The 14176-nt window shown below is 61.7% G+C and carries 13 protein-coding genes; 8 read left to right on the forward strand and 5 right to left on the reverse strand.

Features of this window, described 5'->3' with window-relative positions; translation table 11 throughout:
- The first annotated feature begins 1 nt into the window (after position 1).
- Positions 2-325, forward strand: coding sequence for an SIMPL domain-containing protein (locus KXR83_RS06975; RefSeq protein ID WP_437424197.1), 324 nt, complete (start codon positions 2-4; stop codon positions 323-325).
- A gap of 138 nt (positions 326-463) precedes the next feature.
- Here KXR83_RS06975 and KXR83_RS06980 read toward each other — a convergent pair whose 3' ends face one another.
- Positions 464-961 (reverse strand): hypothetical protein, encoded by a 498-nt coding sequence (locus tag KXR83_RS06980; protein ID WP_437424198.1) that lies wholly within the window; start codon positions 959-961, stop codon positions 464-466.
- A 646-nt stretch (positions 962-1607) separates the two neighbouring features.
- Between KXR83_RS06980 and KXR83_RS06985 the strand changes: the two genes are divergently transcribed.
- The 6 genes from KXR83_RS06985 to KXR83_RS07010 all read left to right on the forward strand — a co-directional run bounded on the left by KXR83_RS06985 (position 1608) and on the right by KXR83_RS07010 (position 8846).
- Positions 1608-1931: a hypothetical protein gene (locus tag KXR83_RS06985; protein ID WP_437424199.1), complete on the forward strand. Its 324-nt coding sequence runs from the start codon at positions 1608-1610 to the stop codon at positions 1929-1931.
- Between the two features lie 8 nt (positions 1932-1939).
- On the forward strand, positions 1940-3181 hold the full coding sequence (locus KXR83_RS06990) for a hypothetical protein (RefSeq protein WP_437424200.1): 1242 nt from the start codon (positions 1940-1942) through the stop codon (positions 3179-3181).
- Between the two features lie 1383 nt (positions 3182-4564).
- The gene (locus tag KXR83_RS06995; RefSeq protein WP_437424201.1) at positions 4565-5341 is read left to right on the forward strand and encodes a hypothetical protein; all 777 of its coding nucleotides are present in this window, start codon (positions 4565-4567) and stop codon (positions 5339-5341) included.
- On the forward strand, positions 5224-7764 hold the full coding sequence (locus tag KXR83_RS07000) for a DEAD/DEAH box helicase (protein WP_437424202.1): 2541 nt from the start codon (positions 5224-5226) through the stop codon (positions 7762-7764). Before KXR83_RS06995 ends, KXR83_RS07000 begins: the two co-directional genes overlap by 118 nt.
- A 144-nt stretch (positions 7765-7908) precedes the next feature.
- On the forward strand, positions 7909-8331 hold the full coding sequence (locus KXR83_RS07005; RefSeq protein WP_437424203.1) for an ArsR/SmtB family transcription factor: 423 nt from the start codon (positions 7909-7911) through the stop codon (positions 8329-8331).
- Positions 8328-8846, forward strand: a complete 519-nt coding sequence (locus tag KXR83_RS07010) for an SRPBCC family protein (RefSeq protein ID WP_437424204.1) — start codon at positions 8328-8330, stop codon at positions 8844-8846. Before KXR83_RS07005 ends, KXR83_RS07010 begins: the two co-directional genes overlap by 4 nt.
- Positions 8847-8878: 32 nt before the next feature.
- On the opposite strand, the gene KXR83_RS07015 is transcribed toward KXR83_RS07010, so the two are convergent.
- From KXR83_RS07015 to KXR83_RS07030, 4 genes are read right to left on the reverse strand one after another with little or no spacing between them, the layout of a single operon-like run.
- Positions 8879-10123 (reverse strand): alpha/beta hydrolase, encoded by a 1245-nt coding sequence (locus KXR83_RS07015; protein WP_437424205.1) that lies wholly within the window; start codon positions 10121-10123, stop codon positions 8879-8881.
- Positions 10120-10365, reverse strand: coding sequence for a hypothetical protein (locus tag KXR83_RS07020; protein WP_437424206.1), 246 nt, complete (start codon positions 10363-10365; stop codon positions 10120-10122). The genes KXR83_RS07015 and KXR83_RS07020 overlap by 4 nt, the downstream gene beginning before the upstream one ends.
- On the reverse strand, positions 10362-11021 hold the full coding sequence (locus KXR83_RS07025; RefSeq protein WP_437424207.1) for a VOC family protein: 660 nt from the start codon (positions 11019-11021) through the stop codon (positions 10362-10364). Before KXR83_RS07025 ends, KXR83_RS07020 begins: the two co-directional genes overlap by 4 nt.
- Before the next feature lie 29 nt (positions 11022-11050).
- On the reverse strand, positions 11051-11806 hold the full coding sequence (locus KXR83_RS07030) for a maleate cis-trans isomerase family protein (protein WP_437424208.1): 756 nt from the start codon (positions 11804-11806) through the stop codon (positions 11051-11053).
- Between the two features lie 254 nt (positions 11807-12060).
- On the opposite strand from KXR83_RS07030, the gene KXR83_RS07035 reads away from it, so the two are divergent.
- On the forward strand, positions 12061-14169 hold the full coding sequence (locus tag KXR83_RS07035) for a hydantoinase/oxoprolinase family protein (protein ID WP_437424209.1): 2109 nt from the start codon (positions 12061-12063) through the stop codon (positions 14167-14169).
- Positions 14170-14176: the final 7 nt, after the last annotated feature.

Below are 14176 nucleotides of genomic sequence, written 5' to 3' on the forward strand. Positions count from 1 at the left end.
CGTGTGGCTGACGCGGAAGGCGACGCTCAAACGCACTGCCCGCGTCCGCGATCAAGCGGTACTCGACGCGCTGGCAAAGGCCAAGGGCTACACGGCAAGCCTGGGCTACAACACCTTTCATGCGGTAGCCATCGCTGATCCCGGAATGCTGGGTATCGTGGCGGCCGAGCCCCACCACGAGAGATTTATGGCAGCGCCACCCGCAGCAATGGGACTACCGGCCGACATGGGCGGCGAGGATCAACCTTCCCCGTCCCTACGGCCTGAGCGCATCAGTATCTCGGCGTCGGTCGAGGCTAGGTTCGAAGCCCTGATGCCTGACTAAACGCTCGGACAGAAGCACGCACCTCTGTGTGTGTTGTGGCGGTTTCGCGGCCCAGGTAGCGCGAGCCAAGGAGGCCACGACACACGTTGTCTCCTCTGTCACACAACTTCTTTCGCAGCGCATGGGTAAGGTCGTCAGCTAGTCGGCGATCGACCAGGCAATCTTGGTCTTGCCGTTGACGCAATCTGGGAAGGCAACCACACCGCGGTACTTTCCGTCGATGCGATCGGAAGCTTGGTAGCCGGAGTCACTGCCGGGTTGCGTGTTGTATGTCCGTTCACATTCGATCAGAGTGTTCCCGCACGAGGTAGCGACGTTAAACGTCGGTTCCAGCGTTGCAACATCGACGTACTCTCCGACATACTCGCGCCATTCGGCCGTCGGCATCAAGAACTCCACACCTGAACACGCACCCTGCAACGCAATAGCGGGGTCGTCGACGCTGACATCGGACGCATTCGAAGGGATGTCGATGCGAAGTTGCTCCGTGATAGCCGCGGCCTGATCATCACCCGGACGAATGAGCCACCACACCGCTGCAACGAATACCAGCAGAACGCAGGTAAGTAGAATCCCGAATTTGTCTGCGTACCAACGCCAAACCGCACGCAGCGCACGCACAATCTCGCCGCTCATCGTGGATACCCGACGGCAAAGGTGTCCGATGATCCCGCGACGTCGAAGTTCCGAGCCCACCGCCCGCGGAGCGGATCGCCCCCGCTCGAGAACTGCTCTGATGGTGAGCTAACCGTCGTACGCCCGATGCAGTAGTCGCAGACACTGCTCTGGTACTGGAATTCGATGTTCGGGCCCCAGCGCGGTCCGACATCCAACGACGCGACGCACGTCGACCAAACCAACACCAACTCTGGATGTACCCACACCATGCCCCCCGGCAGACGAAAAGACTGTTCCCAACAGCCGACCCTAGTCGCAGTCGACCTACTGGCATACGCGGCCAACGTCAGTCGAGCACCCTGAGAATCTTCGGATGGCCCTGGCGATGCCGTCCCTCAACAGGACCGCAGCATACCCATCACACAGTCCCTGGAGGTTAGTTCGGGGACGATTGCCGATCCTCCGAGACAGAGCAGATGCTCGCAGACAATCGACCGAAGGCTTTCTTGAACAACCACTCTCGGACGTACGCGGAATGCCAGGCCGTACGTCCCTACCGCGGGCTACGCGCCAACCGCCGCGAAGAACCGGGGCAGGTCGCCTGCAGGCACAGTGCCGCCGCCACGCGCAATGCGGTTGTGTTGGCACCTGTAAAGTTCGCCCAATGGGGGAACTACTAGTACATCCGGATGACTTACTTCACGCAGCGAAACAAGTTCGCACGTGGCACGACGACTGTGCGGCGGTGTTCGCGGACTCGCTGCAAGTAATCGGCGTGGCGACCGAACAGGGCTGGACTGGGAGCTCGAAAGAGTCGATGACCAGCCTGTCGGCTCGATGGCAAGGTAAACACCGCGCGTTGCTCAGCCAAGTTCTCGCGCACTCCCAGGAGTTTTCATCAGCAGCGCTTGAGTACACCAACACCGACGACGCTTCCAGCCATGCGATAGAGCTGGCAGCCACCAACACGCCGTCGCTGAACCTCTAAGTCATACTGTGGTCACCGTTGCAGACATAGACCGCTGGAATTCCGAGCAAGTCAGAGAAGTTTTCCACCGAACCAAAAAGCAGATCGCTGCATGCGACACCATGGTTGCTCACTTCACCAACTTGTCCGTCTTTGGCCAGTGGTCTGGGCAGACGGCCGAGGCGGCCAAGACGTCGATCAACAGGACGATTCTAGACTTCACCGACCACAAAGAAGAGGCCGCGGCCATCGCAAACGCCGCGAAAGAGGCGGCCGACGATATCGACGCCGTCAAGCAGAAGCTCGCTGCCATCCGAGCGGATGCCGCAGCGCAGTCGCTGACCGTTTCACCGGATGGCCGTGTCGACGGGCCGCTTCCGGCGGGCTTCGATTCGTGGGACAGTGCGGCCCAATCCAAGTACTACGCCATCAAAGCTCAGCTGCAGGAGCAGCTCGACGGCCTGTTGTTGTCCGCTGAGAACGTGGACAAGAATCTCGCGGCTGCGATCGACGGAGCCGACGGTGACTTACCCGTCAAGGATGTAGACCCACTAGACGGCACAAGTAGCATCGCGCGTAAGGCAAATCAGACGCAAGCGTTCCATGATCAGTTCGGCCGCAACCCGGTGTCGGCTAACGATTGGCGAATGGCAGAGATGCTCGATACGAACACTTACGATCCAAAATACAAAGGGCTCGACTCTGCCGTTGTTGTAAAGACGATCGACAAGGTGCCAGGAGGCGGGCTGCAACGGATCAATGCCTTCATCCCGCGCGATAATGTGAACAACCCGCCTCACCAAAACCGAGGTGGTGACAACCGCGGCTTCGACCCCACCGCCGGCGCCGAGGACAGCAGGGTCGCGATCTACGTTGATTACGACAACGGAGTTGTCGTGATGCGGCAGAACCCTTCCATCGAAACCCATTCCGGCGCAGTTAAAGTCGACACACCCACTTTCGGCGTTGCTCAGGATGACGAACGCGTTCAGGTTACGTTCGAAGCGATGGATCCGTATGCCCCGCTCTATGATCAAAAAGTGGGCGAGTATGGCGCCAGCACATTTGGATGGACGGTCCGTGGGACCTTGATCACCTCACCGCTCGACGGTACCCCTGAAGTTGCGGGACAACTCTCGAATTATCCCGCGTGGGAGGTGTACAACGATAGCCCCTCAGGGGTGACCACTCCGATGTACGAGTACATGCCCGATAAATCCGACCCATGGGGCCCGTTGAAGCATTTACCGGGCCACCACGAGGTGCCATAGGTCATGAGGAGGCTTATACGACCCTACTCTTTTGGTTTGTTTCTTCTTTCTTTGCCGATCAGTTACATTGCTTTCGTTTTTGGCTTCATCATTTTGCTCATGATCGCGGAGCGCACCCTAATTGATCTTTCCGACGGCGTATATTACTTCAGTATCACGTACGCAGTGAGTTGCTATCTCTGGATACCCGGAACTTGGTTGCTCTTGTCGATTGGAGGCCGCTTCATCCAAAAGCGCAGGGCAAGAAGCCCGAAGCAAGAGTAGTTGAACGGCGCCCGGGGTGCGGAATCCATTGCCCGACGGTGGGACCAAGTGAAAAGCCGAGTACTTAGACAAATCTGACCTGAACGATCCACATCGCACTTGGTGTGTCCCGAAGTCCTGAACATGGTCGGCACGTCAAATACCAGACTATCGAGTGGGCCGTACCGCGGTAGAAGACCCGACGTCGCCTATCGATTCAATCAATCGCGAGGACTCACTCAAATGTTTGTCATGCTCTTGCCGCGAAGAACCACTCTGGGTCGTTCAGTCCGTTCGCTCGCACTCCTCATGATGTTCGTGGCGGGGGTGACGGGATGTGACGTTGTCGCCAAACTCGATACAGACAATCCGGAGAAGGCCGCGTCCGTGTTGAAGGTCTCCATTCCGGACAAAGCAGGAGAGGTAGTTTCTTACACCGATTCGTCGGCTCAAGGTAACTGCACAGATCTTTCGTTTCTGCTGCCAACAAGCGAGTGGGAATCGTACGTTGGGCAGTACTTCCACGAACCGCTGAGTGAAGCATTTGTTGACGGGTACGCCTGCAACGAATCTCGGCCCCCTTGTGAGGATCGCCCCGGGGGCCAACTGCCTCAGCGAGTAGACGCCGAAGACGTTATCCGGGTCGATGACTCGCCACAATATCGCGCGCTCTTGATCGTTTCAGAGTGCTTCCCCGGACAAACCCTCGTCTCTTGGATGACAAGCGCCATTTGAGCACGAACTCGACCCCGCGTGCTCCGACAGTGGACTCCTGGCGCATTGGTAACTAGTCGGTCACCATTACAGCGTGAGCGTGTTCGAGGCACCAACCCATAGTTGGCAAGGTCGGGTCGACGACCAAACAACGCATGGCGGCGCCATGGAATCAAAATCGTTGTCTCGCAGTACACCTGACCCGCCGCGACACCTAGCGGGCCTGCTCGGGCCGCCGTCGATAGTTGGCCAGTGACCGCGTGCCCGGCGTCCATACCGCGAGCCGCCAATCAACAGCTCGGCACCAGCACGTCAATGGGTCACACCCTGCGGGAATGAATTGGAGCGACCACCGTCTTCGCCGACTGCACCAGAGCAGCACACCCGAGCCACACCCGGTGGAGGGCTTAGCCTATCGTCGGCGGTATGTCCGGGGGGAATACAGATGAATTGCGGGTTCAACGACAGCGGGATGTCCTGCGGTATTGGCGACTTGTGGAGTTGTTCAGTCCGCAGAAGGTAGAAAAGCTCGATCCCAAGAGCGACAACCATCCGGTGGTGAGCTGGCGCCCGGGGCGGCCCCTGCCATGGGAGGCTCTGCCGCCCGCCGGGTTCACCGGCAAGTCGCAGCAGCATGAAATGGCCTGGCAGCACACCGTTTATCTGGGGGTATATCAGCTCGAGAGCATTTACGAGCACCTGCACTCGGTGTTCCCCAGCGATGAGGATGCCTACGACGAGCGCCCGGATGGCCGCAGCGCCTGCGCCGGCCTTGTCATCGCTGATGACGGTCGACTGATTGCAGAATCGGAAATGCTGTCGTCAGCGTTGTGGGCGGTGGGACGTACCGCGAACCCGGGGGTCCACAATCCGACGTGGCTCGAGGGATTCGACGGCGCGCAGAAGGCCCTCACGGAAAGTCTGACCGACTATGTCGCTGACCTGAAGAACGAGCGTGGGCTGACAGAAGATCCTCGCGTCGACAAAGACATCCTTCGGGCGTTCCTCCAGATCGCGCAGGCGACAGCAGGCGTAACTCCCCTGCGCGACTGGCCACCGCGGACATCTACATCGCCAGCACCAAGGTGCGCAAAGATCGCGCCGACCAGTTGCCGGGCTACAACTTCCTCAACAGCTTCTTCCTCGACGATCTGGGCATGGTGGCGGGGTCCGAGTTCGGCACCGCGCTGGACCAATATCTGACGTCCGAACAGGATGTTCCGGTCTCGACTCGGATCGATGTCGTGGACGATACCGAGGTGGTCCTCGCGGGCACGGACTGTCATCGAATCCCTCTCGGACGCTGGCTATCCAACCCCGACCACCCACTGGCAACGAGTCAGCAGTTCGCCGTTAACGAGGCACTGCGCACATTGGGACCGGCGCAAGGCGTGATGGGAGTGAACGGCCCGCCTGGCACCGGCAAGACGACGATGCTGCGGGATCTGCTCGCCGGCAACGTCGTGCACCGGGCGCAGGTCTTGGCCAGTCTCAGCAGTCCAGACGAAGCGTTCACGGGCACCCAGCACTACTGGAAAGCCGGCGACTATCCGCGACGGGTCAAGCAGTTGCGCGCCGATCTGACCGGGTACGAGATGATCGTGGTGTCGTCCAACAACCCGGCTGTAGCCAACGTGTCCGACGAGTTGCCGCAGCAGCGTCAAATCCACGAGACCTGGCGGCAACACGCTGACCACTTCGCTCAACTGGCCAGCGAGATTGCCAAGAGCTCCTTCGACGGCGACGGTGGCCCACCGCGATCGTGGGGGCTGATCGCGGCCCGATTGGGAAACTCCAGCAACCGCAACCAGTTCTACTCCACGTTCTGGTTCGGCAAAGGCGTGCAGAGCGGACCACAGGATCCGCAGGGCACGGTCGTGCACGGTATGCAACAGTTGCTGAAGAACTGGGAGAAAGATGCAGCCAGTCGCCCCTCGTGGGAGGAGGCGCGCACCAAATTCGCTGCGGCACAGAGCCATGTCGAGAATTTGGTCGCCGAGGCCCAGTCGGCGGCAGGCCGACTCGATCGGCGCAACACCATCGGCAACGAGATCCGGGCGGTGGACCAGCGACTGTGCGATACGGGTGATCGTCTCCGCAGTGCCGAACGTGAACTCACACAGCTCCAATCGCGCAGCGCACACCTGAACTCCATCACGACCGCCTGCGCCGCACAACGTGCTCGACATGTAGATGCGCGACCGACCTGGTTCGAAACCTTCATCACAGCCGGCCAGGCCTCCCGCACATGGCGGCAGGAACTGCTCGACTTCAACCAGGCGCTGGCCGCAGCAGAGGGCAACGAGCACCATCACACTACGCAAGTGCAGGTGCTACAGAGCCAGGTGTCCGCGCTATATGGCGAAAGGAGGTTCTTCGCAGACAGAATTGCCGAACTGCGAAACGAGGAAGCAGTCCTCTTACGAACTGTCGCAGCCGATTCCGAGCGGTACGGACGTTGCTATCCCAATCAAGAGTGGCTCAACGACGAATCCAGACGCGAACTGCACGGAGCGTGGCAGCATCCTGACCTCAACCGTGCCCGCGCCAACCTCTTTCTCGCAGGCCTGGAGCTCCACCGCGCCTTTCTGGCCAACGCAAGCCAGATTCGGCAGGGACTCATGGGATCACTTGACGTGATGCTCGGTGCCGCACCTGCCGACCTCGATCCGCGCGCACGGCTGGCGGCGTGGCAGCTCTTCTTCTTTGCTGTCCCGCTGATCTCCAGCACATTCGCCTCGGTCGCGAGAATGCTCCGCGGGGTAGACCGCGCCGCGCTGGGTTGGCTGCTCATCGATGAGGCCGGACAGGCAACGCCGCAAGCAGCGGTCGGCGCTATCTTTAGGTCTCAACGTGTCGTCGCTGTTGGTGATCCAATGCAACTCACGCCCGTGGTGACCATTCCCAAACGCGCACAACACGACTTGGCGAAACAGTTCCATGTCGCCGACACATGGATCCCGTCCTACACCTCCGTACAACAACTGGCGGACCGTATCGGTCGCTACGGCACGACCCTGCGTAACGGCAACGAGCCCACATGGGTCAGCGCTCCCCTGCGAGTGCACCGTCGCTGCGATTCACCGATGTTCGAAGTGTCCAACGCGATCGCCTACGACGACATGATGATCAACGGCGTCCATCGAAGCGCAAAAACCATCGCAGACTTCGAACAGATCTCACCGAGCCGGTGGATCGACATAGCCGACCCCCTTCCTGGAAGCCATCTTCAGACTGCCGAGATCGAGCAACTCCGCATCGAGATCGACAACCTCATACTTGCCGGCGTCGATGCGAAGGAAATCATCGCGATCTCACCGTTCCGTGCTGTGGCACAGGAACTGAATCGAGTCGCCGACGACTACCCCGGAATGACCGGCGGCACAATTCACACCGCGCAGGGACGCGAAGCCCCCGTAGTCTTTCTCGTGCTGGGTGGCGACCCGCAACGTAGCGGCGCCAAAAGGTGGGCATCGCAGACGCCAAATCTTGTCAATGTCGCGGCTAGCCGAGCACAACGTCGCCTCATCGTTATCGGCGACAAAGCAGGGTGGGAGCGGTACCCGAACTTTGCCGTCCTCGCCGAGTACCTGACCGTCCGTGACGAAGTACCACGCTCGAGCTGAACGTCACCTGGTCAAACGCTCATCTCGTGGAAGACCAGTCTGCATGCCCGATCACGGCATTTGTGACCCTGCGCAGTTCGCGACGCCAAATGATTGTGGAGTCCACCCTGGCTTATTGGTAACCGGTCGGTTACCCTTTCAATCGTGAGCGTCTTCGAAGCCATCGCCGACCCCGTGCGACGCAGCATCCTGCGCACCCTGGTCGCTGGTCCCTCACGTGTGGTCGATCTCTGTTCGAATCTTGCTGATTCACAACCCATCTCCCGGCCAGCGGTTAGTCGCCACTTGCGAGTGCTGTCGGAAGCTGGGCTCGTCGTCGCCGAAGACAGAGGCCGTGAACGGCACTACCGCTTAGAACGACAGCCCATCGACGAAGTCCAGCAGTTCATCGACGAACTGACGCCCACGGGGGAAGTCCAGCCGGCACCAAGTTCCGCGGAGCGCCGCCTGCCGGTCCCCGAATCAGCCCTCGACGCTCTCGCCACCGAGGTGCGTCGCACCGTCAAGCAACGTCGCAGCATGCCGCGTCAAGCCCAATCCACCACCCCCGACGAGGAGACCGCATGACCATCACACCGACTGGTTCATTCACCCCGCGCGACGAGGGCGACGCAGTCGCGTTCGTCCGCACCTTCCGTGCCCCCATAGACGACGTGTGGGCAGCCGTCACCGAATCCGACCGCCTCGCACGGTGGATAGGGTTCTTCACAGGCGACCCTGAGCAGGGGTACGTCGAGTTCACCATGAACGCCGAGGGTGACGACGTCACGCCCGCGCGCTACAACATCGAACGCTGCGAGCCACCACGAGTGCTGCGGGTGCGCACCACTGACGACTTCGGGACGTGGGACCTCATCGTCGAACTCTCAGAGGCCGACGGGGTCACGACATTGACCCTGAGCCAAATCATCGACGACCCAACAACAATAGAGAACACCGGGCCAGGCTGGGAGTACTACCTCGACCGGCTTGTTGCTGCACTCACAGACGCGGATCCAAGTGCCATCGACTTCGACGACTACTACCCCGCCCAACAGGAGTACTACCTCGGGATCCAGCAACAGGTGACCGGCGGGAAGTAGTACCCACGCCGATATCGCGCGGCGGTGTGACGTCAGGATTCGAACCGCTCCCCCAACCACCCACCGATCTCAGCAGCCGCCAGACTTGCCCCGGTCGGAGCCCCGTCCCGAATCGGGCCACCAAAGTGGGTTCCTTCCACCCGCACATGCGTCACGTCATCCGACCCCATGGCACCAACCATCTCCAGCGCATCTTCCGGGAAACATGCTTGATCCCCGGTCAATTCCACGAACAACGTCGGCGCCTTCACCCCCGGCGCACAACGTACAAACGCTGCATTGCTCGACAACCCCGACCACGTCGACAACCAAGCATCCGCAGTAGACAGTCGGCCGAACCCGACCAACCCGTAATTCGTCAGATCGGGCCTGCGACCGAACAACGAACCATACGGCCGGTCATTCGGACTCAGTGACGGGTCCACAAACCGCAGATCCGCGTCCGTTCGATACACCGTCATCAGCCGCGGGGCCAACGCCGCACGTCGATCCACCGGATCACTCGAAACCTTGAATCGCGCACGCGCATCGGCACTCTCCGCAACGTGCACCCGCGCGACCGCATCCAGCCGCTCCACCCGCGCACGCTGAGCCGCCCGATACTGCTCCACGAACTCCGGCGCATACGACGACGCACCGGGCGCATCAACAAAGCCGTTGGCCGGATCAAACGCATTCAACGCCGGATCCACACTCAAAGGATCGTTCTCGTCAACCACCGACGGATCGATCAACCGCAGGAGCAACTCCCCCTGACCAGGATGCGGCGCCATGAACAACGCACCGTCGGGCACCGGCATCTCCGCCGACGCAAGATCAATCGGCCTACCAGCCGGGGTCCGCGTCAGCCGATCACCTGAGGCCAACCCCGCTTGCTGGTGATAAAACGCAAACAGCGTTCCACCCCCGGAGTGCCCCAACGACACCACCGAATCAAAGCCCCTGTCCCGCAGAAACACCTGACCCGCAGCGACATCCAGCAACGCCTGCTCGTGAATCAGATTCAGGTCGTTGTTCACCGACCGCGTGCCCTGCGTCCACACCGCAAACCCCCGGGCCAGCAGTTCAGGCACCAGCACGTGGTGGGTGAGATCCTGGCGCGGATGCATCAGCGCGACCACGGTCCGCGCCGACGGAATAGTCCGCAACACCCCGGACGCCTTCGCACCGTCAGACGTGGTCAGCTCATGCACCGACGTCACCGTGTTCGACGGTTGCTCCGCGGACTCGATGTACCGACCTGCGCCTAAGCGCTCGCCGGCATCAGCAACACTCACAGCGGTTCCACCTTCAAGGCGTCTTTGTCCCACTGCGTGATTCGTGACGCTCCCAGACCGGCGACGCAGCTGTACCAGACCGCGTGGCGACAACCGGTGGCTCGCCGGTCGACCACGATGGCCGCGTCAGCCGACACCCGGTAGTACGGCCCCACGTGATCGACGGTGACCTCCGGGTCCTCGCCCGCCACCGCAGCGACCGCCTTGTTCTCGGGCACATCCAGAATGAAGAACGTGGTCATCGGCCGGCCTCCACCACATCAAGCACCGACTGCGCGTCCTGCTCCTCTTGCCACTGCGCCGCGCGCTGAACGATCAGTTCGGCCTTACGCGTCAGCAGACCGGCCATGCTCGGATTCGGCGCAGACACAACGTCGATCAACGCGTCAATGGTCAGGTTCGCATCAAGATCCTCCTGCGGCGTCACCGGACGCATCGCTCGGGTGATCTCGATCATGTAGCCGTTGGGGTCATGGGTGTAGATCGACTCGATGGTCTCGTGCTGGATCTGCATCTCCACCGGCCAGTCACTGCCGTCGAGGCGCCGACGGTATTCGAGCAAGTCGTCCTCGTTGTCGACGTGGATGGCCAGGTGCCGCGATCGGATGAAGAAGATCGGAACATCCTCGGCGAAGCGCGAATACGAGTCGCCCTGTGGTCCACCCTCGAACGGTTCGAGGCCGAAGTAGTAGAAGAACGCGAGCCGGTCGTCGTTACCGATGTCGAAAAAGAAGTGGATGAAGTCGGGATGCTTGTCTGGACCCCAGCCAGCGGCGCAAATGGAATGCACCACAGGGAAACCGAGCACGTCGCGATAGAAGCGGACGGTGCCCGCCGGGTCGAATGTTGGGTAGGCGACGTGGTCAACACCGCGCACCTTGTGGTCAAGCTCGCTCATGAGTACGTCCTTCTGTTGAGCTTCGGATGTCAGGCGGGAACGGATGCCACGTCTGCGCGCAGCAAACTGCCGGCGCCGTCGATGGCCACGGGCAGGCCGAGACCACGCAGCAGGCTGTACGCGCCGGCGGTCGCAGCCGACAGCACGGGAATGCCGAACTCACGCTCGGCGTCGTCGATCAGTGCAAGTGACGGCATCTGCACGCAGCACGAGAGCACCACAGCGTCCACGTCGGTGAGGTCAAGTGACCGGGCGGCTTCCATCACGCGGTCGCCGGCAATGCAGCCGACCTCGGCGTTGTCAGCCACTTCAAGTGCACGCCAGTCGACCACCTCGAAGTCCTCGGCCTCCAGGTATTCGACAACCTTCTCGGCCAGCGGCCGCAGGTACGGCGTCACGATGGCGATGCGCTTGGCATCGAGAGCACGCAAGCCCTCGACCAACGCTCCGGCACTCGACCGGATGATCGCCTCCGAACCGCCCGTCGCCAACTGCTCGGCAACTGCACCTTCCACCCGCTGGTGCTCCCCCGGCCCACCGACCATCAGAGCCACCAGGCAGGCGTAGAGGATCGCCTCGGGCGCGGCGTCGGCAATCTCCATCACGCACCGCTCACGCTGGGCATTCATGGCAGCGAGCTCCTCCGGAGACACCCGGTGCATCCGCATACGCGTCGAGTGAAACGAGAACTCCGAGGTGGGATGTCGCCGCAACAGGGCCGGCATCTCGGTTTCGACGGTGACGTTGGAGCTTGGCACCACCAGGCCGATTCGGTGAACGCTCATCTGGCCGTCCTTTCGAGTTCAGGCGCCGAACACGGCGCCATCAAACGTCGGTTGACGTCTACGACGATTATTCGACGCGAATGACAATCCGTCAAGCGGCAATCTCCACAGTCCTGAGCTGCACAAATATCGACGCGCGCGGCACAATCGGTGAGGCGGCTCACATTTCCTGCTTGACAGCTGAGCAGTGGCGTCGAATACTCAACGTTGACGTAAATGAACGAACTGAGCGGCAACTGAAGGAGAACCTGGCCATGGCATACGTGATCGGAGTGGACGTCGGAGGGACGTTCACCGATGCCGTCCTCGATGACGGGAACGGCCTGCTGATCGGCGGCAAGTCGCCGTCGACGCCCCCGGACTACTCACAGGGGGTCATGGACGTCCTCGATGTGCTTGCGGAGCAATTGGATCAGCCGCTCGACGAGATGCTGGCGAACACTCACCACATCGCGCACGGCACCACGTCGTCGCTCAATGCCTTGGTGATGGGCAACGTGCCCGACGTCGGGTTCCTGACCACCAAAGGCCACCGCGACTCGATCTACATCATGAACGTGGAAGGCCGGTATCTCGGCCGCTCCCCCGAGCAGCTGCAGAACGTGATGGCACAGAGCAAGTCTCACGGTCTTGTGCACAAGCGCCACGCACTCGAGGTCACCGAGCGGGTCGACCGCGACGGCCGCGTGGTGGTGGCGCTCGACGAAAACGAGGTACGCGCCACCGTCAGAACCCTTCTCGACGACGGCATCACAGCCATCGCCGTGTCGCTCCTGTGGTCGTTCCGCAATCCCGCGCACGAACAACGCATCCGCGACATCGTCCACGAGATTGACCCCACCGTCTTCGTGTCCCTCTCCAGCGAAGTCAGCCCGCGCATCCGCGAGTTCGCGCGCAACGCAACAACAATCATGAGCACCCAGATCGGGCCCGGCCTCCGCGACTACCTCGGTGAACTCGACGGCAAGCTGCGCGAGCACAAGCTCGCCGGTCCCCTGCTGGTGATGCAGAGCAATGGTGGCGCGGTCGCCGCGTCGGAAGCTCCCGGCAACGCGATCTCCACCGTGGGGTCGGTCCTGACGGGCGGTGTTGTCGGGTCGGTGTCCCTCGGACGCCAACTGGGACACACCAACATCATCGCCACCGATGCCGGCGGCACCACGTTCCTCGTCGGCATGATCGTCGACGGCGAACCGGTCCGATCGTCGAGCACCATCATCAACCACCACCCCATCAACGTGCCGACGCTCGAAGTCCACGCGATCGGCGCTGGCGGAGGAGCGATCGCCTGGCTCGACGCCGGCGGCAACCTGCAGATCGGACCGCACAGTGCGCAGGCTGTTCCCGGTCCCGCGTGTTACGGCCAGGGCGGCACCGAGCCCACCAATACCGATGCCAACCTGGTCCTCGGCATCCTGCCCGAACGCGGCCTGCTCGGTGGCCGTAAAGCGCTGGACCTCAACCTCGCTCGCGAAGCCATCCGCACCCGCATCGCCGAGCCACTCGGACTCTCGGTCGAAGAAGCCGCCGCAGCGATCTACGCAGTACAGAACGCTCAAACGGGAGATCTGCTGCGCAAGACGGTGGTGGAGGCGGGACACGATCCCCGCAACTTCATTGTCTACGCCTTCGGCGGTTCCGGCCCCGCACACTGTGGGCTCTACGCCCAGGAGATCGGGGTGTCGCAGGTGGTGGTGCCCCTCGGCCAGGTGGCCTCCGCATTCTCGGCCTACGGCCTGGCCTCCTCCGACATCGTTCTCGCCAGGGAACTCTCAGACCCAGCTGCGTTACCGCTCGATCCCGCGCGCGTGGAGCAGAACTTCAAGGTCTTGGAAGAGCAGGTCCGCGAACAGCTCGACCGGCAGGGCCTGACGTTCAAGTCGGTGGAGATCGAACGCGAGATCGACATGCGGTACGCGATGCAACTGGCCGAGGTGGCCACACCGATTCCGTCAGGCTCGTTGACCTCTGCTGAAGTCGCCACAGCAGCAGAGACATTCGAGAACCGGTACGCCGAGCTCTACGGCAAGGACAGCGGCTTCCGCGAGGCCGGGATACAGGCCATCACCTACCGGGTGCGCGGCACGGGTGTCCTCCCCTTCACCCCGGAGCTCCCTGAACTGGAGGTCGCCGACTCACCGGACGCGAGCTCGGCCCACCTCGGCGTCCGGAAGGTGTGCCTCGACGGCCGCCAGGGATACGTCGACACCGACATCTACGACTACGCCGGCCTGCGTGACGGCCACGTTCTGCGCGGCCCCGCGGTCATCGAGGTACCCACCACCACTGTTGTTGTGCCGCATAACACCACGGGCGAGATCGATCGCCTCGGCAACCTCATCATCACGGTCGACCAGACCTAAAGCCACA

Source organism: Williamsia muralis (assembly GCF_051487485.1).
GTDB lineage: Bacteria > Actinomycetota > Actinomycetes > Mycobacteriales > Mycobacteriaceae > Williamsia > Williamsia muralis_B.

What these genes read in the sequence shown, in the direction of transcription:
- KXR83_RS06980 (WP_437424198.1), bottom strand. Translation starts at nt 961, where the DNA reads ATGAGCGGCGAGATTGTGCGTGCGCTGCGTGCGGTTTGGCGTTGGTAC.
- KXR83_RS06985 (WP_437424199.1), top strand. Translation starts at nt 1,608, where the DNA reads ATGGGGGAACTACTAGTACATCCGGATGACTTACTTCACGCAGCGAAA.
- KXR83_RS06995 (WP_437424201.1), top strand. Translation starts at nt 4,565, where the DNA reads ATGTCCGGGGGGAATACAGATGAATTGCGGGTTCAACGACAGCGGGAT.
- KXR83_RS07010 (WP_437424204.1), top strand. Translation starts at nt 8,328, where the DNA reads ATGACCATCACACCGACTGGTTCATTCACCCCGCGCGACGAGGGCGAC.
- KXR83_RS07020 (WP_437424206.1), bottom strand. Translation starts at nt 10,365, where the DNA reads ATGACCACGTTCTTCATTCTGGATGTGCCCGAGAACAAGGCGGTCGCT.
- KXR83_RS07025 (WP_437424207.1), bottom strand. Translation starts at nt 11,021, where the DNA reads ATGAGCGAGCTTGACCACAAGGTGCGCGGTGTTGACCACGTCGCCTAC.
- KXR83_RS07030 (WP_437424208.1), bottom strand. Translation starts at nt 11,806, where the DNA reads ATGAGCGTTCACCGAATCGGCCTGGTGGTGCCAAGCTCCAACGTCACC.
- KXR83_RS07035 (WP_437424209.1), top strand. Translation starts at nt 12,061, where the DNA reads ATGGCATACGTGATCGGAGTGGACGTCGGAGGGACGTTCACCGATGCC.